Below are 12,176 nucleotides of genomic sequence, written 5' to 3'. Positions count from 1 at the left end.
CTCCTTATGTCTCGCTCGCGGCGGGCGGGGCCTCAGGCGGCCTTCTTGCGCGACTGCTGACCCGCCAGCGCCGCCTCGACATACGCCTTGAACAGCGGATGGCCATCGCGCGGCGTCGAGGTGAACTCGGGGTGGAACTGAACGCCCACAAACCACGGGTGCACCTGCTGCGGCAACTCCATCATCTCCGGCAGGTTCTCGCTCGGCGTGCGCGCCGAGATCACCAGACCGGCGGCTTCGAGCTGCGGAACATAATGATTGTTGACTTCGTAACGGTGGCGGTGACGCTCATTGACCGAATCGCCATAGATGCGCGACGCGAGCGTTTCCGTCTTGACGGGCACGCGCTGCGAGCCCAGGCGCATGGTGCCGCCCAGATCCGAATTTTCGGTACGCTGCTCGATCTTGCCATCGCGGTCCTGCCACTCGGTGATGAGGGCGACGACCGGATGCGGCGTCGACGGCTCGAATTCCGTGCTGTTGGCGTCGGACAGCTTGGCCACGTCACGCGCGAATTCGATCACGGCGAGCTGCATACCCAGGCAGATGCCGAGATACGGCACGCGGTTCTCACGTGCATAACGAATCGCCTTGATCTTGCCTTCGGTACCGCGTCGGCCGAAACCGCCCGGCACGAGAATGGCGTCCAGATGTTTGAGCGCGTCCGTGCCGTCCTTCTCGATTTGTTCCGAATCGATGTACTCGATGTTCACACGCGTTTCCGTGTGGATCGAGGCGTGACGCAGCGCTTCGATAAGCGACTTGTACGACTCGGTCAAATCGACGTACTTGCCGACCATACCGACAGTGACCTCGTGCTTCGGGTTCTCGACGGCTTGCACCAGATGCGTCCACATGGACAGGTCGGCCGGCTTGGCTTCGATCTTCAGTTCGTCGCAGATGATCTTGTCCATGCCCTGGTCATGGAGCATCTGCGGGATCTTGTAGATCGTGTCGACGTCCCAGACCGAAATCACGGCGTCCTGCGGAATGTTCGCGAACAGCGAAATCTTGGCGCACTCGTCTTCCGGAATCTGACGGTCGGCACGGCACAGCAGCACGTCCGGCGAAATGCCGATCTCGCGCAGCTTCTGCACACTGTGTTGCGTCGGCTTGGTCTTCAGTTCGCCAGCCGTCGCAATGTACGGCACGAGCGTCAGGTGCACGAAGGCCACGCTGTTGCGGCCCAGGCGCAGGTTCATCTGACGCGCGGCTTCGAGGAACGGCAGCGATTCGATATCGCCGACCGTGCCGCCGATTTCTACGATGGCGACGTCGGGATGGCCGTCCCACGTCGAACGCGCACCGCGCTCGACGAAAGCCTGAATTTCGTTGGTGATGTGCGGAATGACCTGAACGGTCTTGCCGAGATACTCGCCACGGCGCTCCTTACGGATCACCGATTCGTAGATCTGGCCCGTCGTGAAGTTGTTCGCACGACGCATCTTGGCGCTGATGAAGCGCTCATAATGGCCCAGATCGAGGTCGGTTTCCGCACCGTCCTCGGTGACAAACACCTCGCCGTGCTGAAACGGGCTCATCGTGCCCGGGTCGACGTTGATGTAGGGATCAAGCTTGAGGAGGGTGACTTTGAGGCCACGCGATTCGAGAATCGCGGCCAGAGATGCGGCAGCAATTCCCTTACCAAGAGAGGAAACCACGCCGCCCGTGACAAAAACAAATTTGGTCATCGCAGTAATTGCTCGCGGGAAAGCCGGATTATACCCGAAAGCGGCCCCGCCCTCGACGTGCGGCGCGGCAAATTTTGACCTTGACAGGCGCCCTGCGCGCCGCTCCGCACGACCGGCGTATCCCTCGCGCCCGGCAAGCAGGCGCCCGGATCGGACACCCCGCGACGCAAGCCCCGTCCGGGTGTCTCAGGCGGCCAGCGAACGCCGGCGCTCACCGCGCAGTTCCGCGAGCATGTCGCGCACGGCGACGGCCGTCTCCAACGGACGCTCCATCGGAAATAGGTGGGTGCCCTGCACGTAACGCAGATGGGTGCCGACGATACGACGCGTCGCCCCGATCCCGGCTTGCCGTAGCTCGCGTGACTCCGTGCCCGCGAGAAAGCCGACCGGCACCGGCACACCACGCATCGCACGCACGGCGAGCAGCGGCGGCAGCGTCAGATAGATCCGATATTCGATGTCGCGCGCAAACGCCAGGCGCCGTGCCTCGCCCTCGCCGGTCGGCATCGTGCCGCAGTCGATGTAGTCACGCAGCACGTCCGAATCCCAGCCGGCGAACACCGGCTTGCTCGCGAAATGCTGCCAGGCCGTTTCCCAGTCGGGCCAGTGATCGCGACGCCGCTTGGTCACGCCCGCAGGCGACATTCGCTCGTACAGTCCGGTGAGCATGCCCAAGCGGAGCATCTGCGTGCGCCAGCCGGGCGTAACGATGGGCGAATCGATCATGACCACCCCGCGCACGCACTGCGGTGCCTTGAGCGCGGCCATCAAGCTCAGGAAGCCGCCGAGCGAATGTCCGACGAGCCAGACCGGCTCACCGCGGTATTCGCGCATGAGGGTGTCGACCAGTTCGTTGCGCAGATAGCGCCAGCCCGGCGTGACGGGATAGTGCGGGTCGTGACCGATGCGGTCGATGGCGCGAACGTCGTATTCGTCGGCCAGCGCGCCCAGTAGCTTGCGATAGACGCCAGCGGGAAAGCCGTTGCCGTGCGAAAAATGAAGGATGTCTCTTGTCATGGCATTCGTTGTCGTGGCGGGCCGGCCTTGGGCGAAATGTGCTGAAATGGGCCGCCCGGCGGCCACTGAACACCAGGGACGGCAGCCTGCGGCAATCGGTGCCGATCGACGGGAATCACTGTGTGGGTCAGGCCCAGCCGGTGCATGCACGAGCGGAGCGCAATCCGGCGCATCGGGCCATTCTAGCGAACCGCTCGTGAAGTACCGGTAGAGGTTTCCGTCGAATCGCGACGCCCGGACACACCCCGTGAGCACGTGGTGAAACGGCAGAATGCCCTTGTCGGCCGGTCACATGACATCGATGTCATGACGTATCCGGCACTTCCGCGTGCCAGTACCGCCGATATTGCTCGCGGTAAGACTGCGCCTCGATCCCGTCCTTCGTGAACGAAAACCGGACGCCCCCGTGCGTCACGCTCTGCCAAATCCGCACGCCGGCGGCCTGATAACGGGCCACGACCTCGGGCCTAGGATGTCCGAAGCGATTGCGGTAGCCCGCCTGAAACACCACATGGGCTGGCGATACGGCCTCGATGAACACGGCCGTCGACGACGTCAGGCTGCCGTGATGCGGTGCCAATAGGACGTCCGAACGCAAACCGGCACCGAAGCGTGCCAGCATGGCCCGCTCCTGCGGCGCTTCGGCATCCGCCGCGAGCAGCGCACTGTGCTGGGCGTTCGATACGCGCAGCACACAACTGACGCTGTTCGGTCCCACGCGCCCCGCCCAGCCCTCGCGCAACGCCCCTTTATCAGGGTGCAGGAAGCGAAACGTGACGCCGTCCCACATCCATTGCTGCCCAGCCAGGCAAGTGCGATGAGCCGCTGCGGCGCTTCGCACGCCATGCGTCGCCGGCAGCGACGACAGTACTTGCGCCGACGGATACGCCCGCAGCACGCTCAGTGCGCCGCCGAAATGATCGTCATGCGCGTGGCTGATCACGAGCCGATCCAGCCGCCGGATGCCGTGCGCGCGCAGATAGGGAACGATCACGCGGCGCCCGGCATCGCTGTGTCGCCCCAGCGGCGGCCCGGCGTCGAACAACAGCGTACGCGACGCGGTCTCGACGAGCACCGCGTTGCCCTGCCCGATATCGAGCAGGGTGACCCGAAACTCTCCGGTGCCCGGCCGCGGCGACGACGCGAGCAACGCCGGCCCCAGCAACGCGAAACCGGCAATACGCACACCAACGCGCCACACCCTCAGCCGACGCATCGCGGCCGGCCAAGGCATCAGACAGAGCAGCACGCCGCCGACAGCGGCCGCCTGCGCCCAGGCCGGCGCAACGGCCGCTCGCCACACCGCCCAGGGCCACGCTGCCAGCATGCCAAGCCAATCGGCCAGCCAGACGACCACCGCGTGCGCTACCGCCAACGCCCAATGGGCCATCGTCGCGGGCAGCATCAGGCTCGCCAACGCCAGCGGTGTCACGATCAACGTCATCACCGGTATGGCAATCGCATTGGCCAGCGGCCCAAGCAGTGGCACCGACCCGAACCATGCCAACGTCAATGGCACCAGTCCTATCGTGACCGCATATTGTGCCCGCGCCGCAGGCCCCAGACGGGCCAGGGCCGCCGCTGGCCAGCGGCGGATCGCGCCCTCCTGAGGGTCAGCGTCCTGACGGTCAGCGCCACGACGTTTGCCTGCCTGACGCCTCCCATCCCAACCCCGACAGTCGCCCGCCCGACGCTCATCGCCCTGACGGTCGCCGCCGTGACGCCGAACGTCCTGAGATTCACCTGGTCGACGCACATCCGCCAACGCGTGCCCCCTCGTGCTCGCTGTTGACGGCGACCACGCCCCCTCCGGGATGCCGCGTCGACGTGCCGCCCGCAGTGTCTGCGTTCGCCCAGCGCCCAGGACCAGTGCCGCGACCGCGCCAAACGAGAGCCACAGGCCAGGCGTCACGACGGCCCACGGATCGAGCGCGACGACGGTGGCCAACGCCCACGCCAGCACGTACGACGGCGCCGCCATACGGCCATTGAGCAAGGCGAACACCAGAATCGCCACCATGCCGACGGCGCGCCGCACCGGAACGCCCCACCCCGCCACCGCCCCGTACGCCACCGCCGCGAGCAGGCCGGAGACGGCCGCCGCCTTGGGCGCAGGCCACCATAGCGGCAAACTGAAGCGCCGTGTGCAAGCGCGCCGCCAGAGCGTGCCAACCAGTGTCGCGAGCACACCCGCCACGAGCGACACATGCAATCCGGAAATCGCCAGCAAGTGACTTACACCGGTATCCGCAAAAACCTGCCAGTCGTCGGCCGCGATATCCCCCCGCTCCCCCAGCGCCAGCGCGATCAAGACACCGCCGTATCGCGCCGACGGCCCGAGTCCGGCACGAAGTTTGTCGCGCAGCTGTTCCCGCCAGGCTACGAATCGATACCCGGGCACAGTCTCGGCTTGCAGACGAAGCGAGCCCTTTGTCCTTGTTGCTTCGCCTCTGCCGCTCAACGCCCGCACGTATCCCGTCGCGCGAATGCCGCGCACCAGCGCCGTCAACTCGGCATCGGCCCCATGCCAATTCGCAAAACCTCTCGGCGCTTTGAGCCGCACCGGCAATCGCCACCGCTCACCCGCGTGCGGACTTCCCGCCACCGCCCCACCCGGGCCCCATTTGCCGCCGAACCGCGAGCGCCCCGGCCACACCAACTCAATGGCCTTCGGCACGCGCACCTCCCGGCACAGCGCTGCGCGGGTATCGGCGTCGCTTCGATCGCCGCGCATATCCGACATTGAGCGCACCGTCGCGGACACCGGCATCTCACATCGTTCGTCCAAGACGTACGCGCGCTCCGCATCGAACGCGAACCGCTGCCCATCATCCGTCGGCGCAGGCAGTCCGGCCACGACACCGACGACCATCAAGTCGCGCCCCTCCAGTTCGACGGGCAGCCGATCGTTCAATCGCGCCTCCGCCCGAAGCGCTGCCCACGAATAACCGAAAACACCCGCGCAAAGCGCCAGTACGGCCACCACGCTCCGGTGACGCCAGCGCTCGCCGGCGTGCGCGCCGCTTCGTGCGAAGCGTGCGCCACCGTCCCGCGTCGTCAGGCTGGCGCGCGCAGCACCGCGATCGCGCCCCACGACGCCCCGGGTCGCCCACACCGCCCACAGGGCAAACACGCCCGCGGCAACGCCGAGCGCGGCACCGAACGCTCGCCCCTGAGGCAACACGGACGCCTGCTGCAGCCACCAGACGCCGGCGACCCACGCAAGCAGCACAAGTCTCATGACGTCACCACGTCATGTATTCGCGACCGCGCAACGCCGCAGCGTCAGCGCGCCAAGCCGTCGGAGATGTCGGCGATCAGAGAAACGCCGGTAACCGGCCCGTCGCCCGGCGCCATAGCCATGGCGCCAGCCAGACGCGGCAGCACGCGCCAAGCATTGCGGCAAGTCGCCTGCGCCAGGGCTGCAGTCGTCACCCCGCGCAGGTCCGCCAGCACTTGCGCAATGCGCGGCAACTCGACCGGGCTATTACGCTGCTTGTAGCGCCATTGCGGCGCAATATCGGGCGCGTCGGTCTCCAGCACGAGCGCATCGAGCGGCAGATCCGACGCGAGACGCCGGATCTGCAGGGCGCGCTCGAAGGTCATCTGCCCGCCAAACCCCAGGCAGAAGCCACGCTCGACGAACGTGTCTGCTTGCTGCCGGCTGCCGTTGAACGCGTGCGCGATGCCGCCGCGCGGGGTGAAGATGCGCAGTTGCTTGAGCAAGGCATCCTGCGAGCGACGCACGTGAAGGATGACGGGCAAATCGAAGTCGCGCGCGATCTTCAACTGCTCGACATAAAAGAATTGCTGACGCTCGGGGTCCAGCGTCGTCACGAAGAAATCGAGACCGATCTCGCCGATACCGACGAAGCGCGGATCGCCCATCGCCCGCGCGACGGCACGGCGCAACGTGGCGATGTCCGCGTCGCGCGCGCGTGGCGTGTAGAGCGGATGAATCCCCAGCGCGTAAGCGCCCCCGGGGATTGCGCGAGCCGCGGCCCGCGCCGCGTCGAACGTTGCGCATTCGACGGCGGGCACCACGAGCCCCACCACGCCGGCAGCAGCGGCGTCGGCGATCACGGTCGCACGGTCGGCGTCGAACTCGGCCGCATCGAGATGGCAATGGGTATCGATCCACATGGTCAAAGGTCCTTGAACGTCAATTCTACGGGTCGTTGACAAGGCTCGCACACCGTTCTCGCGATGACCATCGGACGACGCCGCGTTACGGTCTAGGACGTTGCCGAAATCGACGGCGGCCGCCGCCTCGCGAAATGCGAAACGCCGGGGAGAACCCCGGCGTTTCGCGCACGTCAGCCGCCGCTCGCGCTAATGCGCTTGCACCACGGTCATGCCGGTTCCAGCACCCCATCGCGCAGTCGCAGGGCACGATCGCAGCGCTTCGCCAGATCGATGTCGTGCGTCACGATCACGAAGCTGGTCTTCAGGGTCTCCGACAACTCGAGCATCAGTTCGAACACGGTCTCGGCGGTATGCCCGTCGAGGTTGCCGGTCGGCTCGTCAGCCAGCACGCAAGCCGGCTGCGTGACCAGCGCGCGCGCCATTGCCACGCGCTGACGCTCCCCCCCCGACAACTCCGACGGACGGTGCTTCACACGCGAGCCGAGCCCGACACGCTCGAGCATGGCCTGCGCCACCGCTTGCGCCTGCTCGGTCGGCAAGCGGCGAATGCGCAGCGGCATCGCCACGTTATCGAGCGCCGAAAACTCGGCCAACAGGTGGTGGAACTGATAGACGAAGCCGAGCGATTGATTGCGCTGCGACGTCTTTTCGCGCTCGCGCAACGACGAAAACGGCTTGCCGAGCAGCGACACCTCGCCGCGCGACGGATCGTCGAGCCCGCCCAACACGTGCAGCAATGTGCTCTTGCCCGATCCCGACGCGCCCACGATGGCCACCTTCTCGCCGGGGGCCACGTCGAGACTCGCGCCGTTGAGCACCGTCACATTGAGCTGGCCTTGACGGAACGTCTTGTGCAGATCGCGCGCGCGCAGCACCGGTCCGTCATAGGCAAGGTTCGGCACACCGGCCAACGATGCATTCGCTTGATTCTTGGCGTTACTCATAGCGCAGGGCCTCCGCCGGTTTGACGCGCGAGGCGCGCCAGCTCGGGTAGATCGTCGCCAGCGCCGAGAGGATGAACGAAATCACCCCGATGCGGATCACGTCCGACGACTGCAGATCCGAGGGCAATTCGGAGATGAAATAGATGTCTTGCGGCAGGAAGTGGATACCCAGCAAGTGCTCGATGAATGGCACGATGGTGCCGATATTCACCGAGATCAGGCAGCCCAGCGCCACGCCGAGCAGCGCTCCGGCAAAACCGATCGTCACGCCCTGCACAATGAAGATCTTCATGATCGAGCCGGGCTGTGCGCCCAGCGTGCGCAGAATGGCGATGTCCGCATATTTGTCGGTCACCGTCATCACCAGCGAGGACACCAGATTGAAGGCCGCCACGGCGATGATGAGCGTCAGGATGATGAACATCATGCGCTTTTCGGTCTGCACCGCGATGAACCAGTTCTTGTTCTGCTGCGTCCAGTCGCGCACCCACATATTGCCGGACAGGGTTTTGGCCAGCTCGCGCGCCACGAGCGGCGCCCGCTCCATGTCATGGATCTTCAGCCGCACGCCGGTCGGGCCGTCGAGTCGGAAGAGCGTCTCGGCATCGTGCAGATCGATGAGCGCCAGCGAGCTGTCGTATTCGTAGTGCCCCGCCGTGAAAACGGCCACCACCGTGAACTGTTTCACGCGCGGCAACACGCCCGCGGGCGTGATCGTCCCTTGCGGGGCGACGAGGGTGATCTTGTCGCCGATGCTCACGCCCAGCGCCCGCGCCAGTTCGCGACCGAGCACGATACCGAAGCTGCCCGGCGTGAGGTTGGCGAGCGAGCCCTCGGTAATCTGCTTGCCGAGATCGGACACCTTGGCTTCCTCGCTCGGAACAATGCCGCGCAACACCACGCCGCGCACGTTGTCCTCGCGCGTGAGCATCGCCTGCTCGCCCACGTAGGGCGCCGCCGCAATCACATTCTTGTTCTGCAACGCTTCAGCCGCCGTGCGGTGCCAGTCGGGCAGATTGCCGTCGACCGCGAAGACTTCGATGTGCGCAAGCACGGAGAGCATGCGGTCCCGCACTTCCTTCTGAAAACCGTTCATCACCGACAGCACCACGATGAGTGCCGCCACGCCGAGCGCAATGCCGGCCATGGAGATGAATGAAATGAAGGAAATGAAACCGTTGCCGGATGATCGCTTGCCGGTGCGCGTATAGCGCCAGCCGATCTGCCATTCGTATGGGAATTTCAAACGGATTCCTGATTCTTGATAAGGATCGATCGGAGCGTTCCAGCGCCAGTCCGCACCGGTGCCCAGCCCCCATGTATCTGACCGCCACGTGGCCCCATGTCGTCGCGGCCCGGCGGCCACCCGACCTGAACCCGGCTCGACACATGGCTCGTTCAGCCCCTGACGTGAGGGTCAGCCAACTGCCAGCGCGAAGTTTGCCATACAATTCGCCTCGATATGGATACACCTGCCCTGCACTTTCTCTTGCCGTTCGCGTTGCCCGCGTCGGCCCATTTGCCCGCACTGCTGGCCAACTTGGAGTTGCCTGCGCTCGAAAAGTTGCTCGCGCGCGGCGTCCAGGCAGCGCAGGACGTGCCGGCCGACCCGTTCGTCCCCACGCTGCCCCATGAACGCTGGCTGACCGAAGCCTTCGGCCTGCCCGGCGGGCCGTCGCGCGCGCCGCTCGCGCCTTTCATGCTGTTCGAGGACAGCGGCATGCTCGACACCCGGTTCTGGTACTGCGCGCAGCCGGCGCACATCCACATCGCCACCGACCACCTGGTACTGACCGATCCCGCCGAACTCGCGTTGAGCCACGAGGATTCAGCCGCCCTGTTCGCCACCGCACATGCCCTGTTCGCTGAGGTCGGCGGCGACCTCGTCGCCCCGCGCCCGGACCGGTGGTACCTGAGCGCGCCGGCGCTGGGCGACCTGCTCACCGCGTCGCCCGCGCGCGCGGCCGGCCGCAACGTCGACATCTGGCTGCCGCAAGGCAAGGCCGAACTGACGTGGCGCAAATGGCAGAACGAAGTCCAGATGGCCTGGTACGACCATCCGGCCAATCAGGCACGCGAAGCCCGCGGCCTGCCGCCGGTCAATGCCATCTGGCTGTATGGCGGCGGTCAGCGCATTGCCGCGCCGCGCCTGAACCGGCCCTGCGTGACGATCCTGGCAGACGCCCCCGCCACCCGCGGCCTGGCGAACCATCTGCAAATCGCCTTGCACGGCACCGACGCCGGCCTTGCTGCCGCGAACGGCAGAACCGTCGTGCAACTCGACACGCTCACGCCGTATTTCCTGACGGAAGACTGGGCGCGCTGGCGCGATGCCCTCGTCGACATCGACCGCCACTGGCTCGCGCCGGCGCTCGCGCGTGTCGCCCAGGGCCAGGCCCGCGAAGTCTCGGTCACGTTGTGCGGCGACAGTCACAGCGTGACGATGCGCTCGCGCGGCGGCGACTTGCGCAAGTTCTGGCGCCGTCAGGCGCTCACCACCCGCATGGTGCCGCTCGCGCGGCTTGGCGAGGAAGTCGCATGACCGACATCGTCACCCGTCATGTCGACGACGCGACGGCCAACGCCCTCGCGCGCGACGGCGTCCACCCGGTGCTCGCCCGCCTGTTCGCGTCGCGCGGCGTGGCCGAGACCGCCGAGACCGAAACGGCGCTGGCCCGGTTGATCCCCCCGACCCAGCTCAAGGGCGCGCAAGAGGCCGCCGCCTTCCTTGCCGACGCCATCGCCGCCGGCAAGCGCATGCTCGTGGTGGCCGACTACGATTGCGACGGTGCGACCGCCTGCGCCGTGGCCGTGCGCGGCTTGCGCATGTTCGGGGCGAAGGTCGAGTACCTGGTGCCGAACCGCTTCGAATACGGCTATGGCCTGACGCCCGAAATCGTGGCACTGGCCGCGCAAGGCAAGGCGGGACCGCCCGACGTGTTGATCACCGTCGACAACGGCATCGCCAGCCTCGACGGCGTGGCCGCCGCGCAGGCGCTCGGCATCGAAGTCGTGGTGACCGATCACCATCTGCCGGGCAGCGAATTACCCAACGCGCGTTGTATCGTCAATCCCAACCAGCCGGGCTGCGCATTCCCGAGCAAGAACCTCGCCGGTGTCGGTGTGATGTTCTACGTTCTGCTCGCGCTGCGCGCCGAGTTGCGCACGCGCGGGGCGTTCGAGGCGCGCGAACAACCCCGGCTCGATACGTTGCTCGACCTGGTCGCGCTGGGCACCGTCGCTGACGTGGTCAAGCTCGACGCCAACAACCGCATCCTCGTGGCGCAAGGGCTGTCGCGCATGCGCGCCGGGCGCATGCATCCGGGCATCAATGCGCTTTTTCGCGCGGCCGCCCGCAATGCGCGTCAGGCGGGCAGTTTCGATCTGGGCTTCGGCCTAGGGCCGCGTCTGAACGCCGCCGGGCGCCTCGCCGACATGTCGCTCGGCATCGAGTGTCTGCTGACGGACGACGACGCCCGCGCCTGGACGCTCGCGCAGGAACTCGACGCGATGAATCGCGAGCGCCGTGAGATCGAGGCAGGGATGCAGCAGGAAGCCCTGGCCGATCTGGCGCGCTTCGACCCTCGTGCCGCCACGACGCTGTGCGCGTTCAACGAGACCTGGCACCAGGGCGTGATCGGGATCGTGGCCGCGCGGCTCAAAGAAAAGTTCTACCGTCCGACCATCGTGTTCGCCCCCGGCGACGACGGCCAGATCAAGGGGTCCGGCCGCTCGATTCCGGGTTTTCACTTGCGCGACGCGCTCGATCTCGTCACCAAGCGCGAACCGGGTCTCATCGGCAAGTTCGGTGGTCACGCGATGGCCGCGGGCCTCACGATCGCCGCCGACGCCCTGCCGCGCTTCCAGTCGGCATTCGAAGCCGTGGGGCAGGCGTGGCTCGACGAGACGGCGCTCTCGCGCGTGATCGAGACCGACGGCGACATCGGCGACGAGTGCTTCGTGCCGCCCTTTGTCGCCCTGCTCGACGCACAGGTGTGGGGACAGGGTTTCCCGCCGCCCGTGTTCTCGGGCGAGTTCGATGTGCTCTCGCAGGCCATCCTCAAGGACAAGCACCTGAAGTTGCAACTCGGTCGCGGGCGCATGCGCTTCAACGCCATCTGGTTCAATCACGCCGATACCTTGCCGAGCCGGGCGCGATTTGCCTATCGCTTGGCCGCCGACACCTTCAACGGCGTCTCGCGCGTACAGATGATCGTCGAGCACGCTCAGGGCTGACCGTCGGCGGCGCCAGGACCGCCTGTCTTGCGCGCGGACGGCGGTGGCCAGCCGTCCGGAACGCGTCATCCGCCCGGGAAAAGTGGGGAAACGGGGGCTTCGCTGCGCTATAATCCTCGTTTCCCCGAATTCGCCCCTGTCA

At 66.5% G+C, this 12,176-nt stretch carries 8 protein-coding genes; 2 read left to right on the top strand and 6 right to left on the bottom strand.

Features of this window, described 5'->3' with window-relative positions; genetic code table 11:
* Nucleotides 1-32: 32 nt before the first annotated feature.
* The 6 genes from OYT13_RS08320 to OYT13_RS08295 all read right to left on the bottom strand — a co-directional run bounded on the left by OYT13_RS08320 (nt 33) and on the right by OYT13_RS08295 (nt 9,044).
* Nucleotides 33-1,691, bottom strand: coding sequence for a CTP synthase (locus OYT13_RS08320; protein WP_261938779.1), 1,659 nt, complete (start codon nt 1,689-1,691; stop codon nt 33-35).
* A 186-nt stretch (nt 1,692-1,877) separates the two neighbouring features.
* Nucleotides 1,878-2,708, bottom strand: coding sequence for an alpha/beta fold hydrolase (locus tag OYT13_RS08315; RefSeq protein ID WP_150563060.1), 831 nt, complete (start codon nt 2,706-2,708; stop codon nt 1,878-1,880).
* Nucleotides 2,709-3,012: 304 nt separating this feature from the next.
* On the bottom strand, nt 3,013-5,949 hold the full coding sequence (locus OYT13_RS08310) for a DNA internalization-related competence protein ComEC/Rec2 (protein ID WP_268567583.1): 2,937 nt from the start codon (nt 5,947-5,949) through the stop codon (nt 3,013-3,015).
* A gap of 44 nt (nt 5,950-5,993) precedes the next feature.
* The gene (locus OYT13_RS08305) at nt 5,994-6,851 is read right to left on the bottom strand and encodes a TatD family hydrolase (RefSeq protein ID WP_261938781.1); all 858 of its coding nucleotides are present in this window, start codon (nt 6,849-6,851) and stop codon (nt 5,994-5,996) included.
* A gap of 209 nt (nt 6,852-7,060) precedes the next feature.
* Nucleotides 7,061-7,798 carry a lipoprotein-releasing ABC transporter ATP-binding protein LolD gene (gene lolD, locus OYT13_RS08300; RefSeq protein WP_017233785.1) on the bottom strand — a complete coding sequence of 246 codons (738 nt, stop codon included), beginning with the start codon at nt 7,796-7,798 and terminating at the stop codon, nt 7,061-7,063.
* Nucleotides 7,791-9,044, bottom strand: coding sequence for a lipoprotein-releasing ABC transporter permease subunit (locus tag OYT13_RS08295; protein WP_130025562.1), 1,254 nt, complete (start codon nt 9,042-9,044; stop codon nt 7,791-7,793). Before OYT13_RS08295 ends, lolD begins: the two co-directional genes overlap by 8 nt.
* A gap of 216 nt (nt 9,045-9,260) precedes the next feature.
* On the opposite strand from OYT13_RS08295, the gene OYT13_RS08290 reads away from it, so the two are divergent.
* Nucleotides 9,261-10,340: a regulator gene (locus OYT13_RS08290; RefSeq protein ID WP_268567582.1), complete on the top strand. Its 1,080-nt coding sequence runs from the start codon at nt 9,261-9,263 to the stop codon at nt 10,338-10,340.
* Nucleotides 10,337-12,034 (top strand): single-stranded-DNA-specific exonuclease RecJ, encoded by a 1,698-nt coding sequence (gene recJ / locus OYT13_RS08285; protein ID WP_261938783.1) that lies wholly within the window; start codon nt 10,337-10,339, stop codon nt 12,032-12,034. The genes OYT13_RS08290 and recJ overlap by 4 nt, the downstream gene beginning before the upstream one ends.
* The last annotated feature ends 142 nt before the right edge of the window (nt 12,035-12,176 follow it).

Source organism: Pandoraea sp. XJJ-1, assembly GCF_026802345.1.
GTDB classification, from domain to species: Bacteria; Pseudomonadota; Gammaproteobacteria; order Burkholderiales; family Burkholderiaceae; genus Pandoraea; species Pandoraea cepalis.
This window is presented reverse-complemented; position numbering and strand designations above follow the sequence as displayed.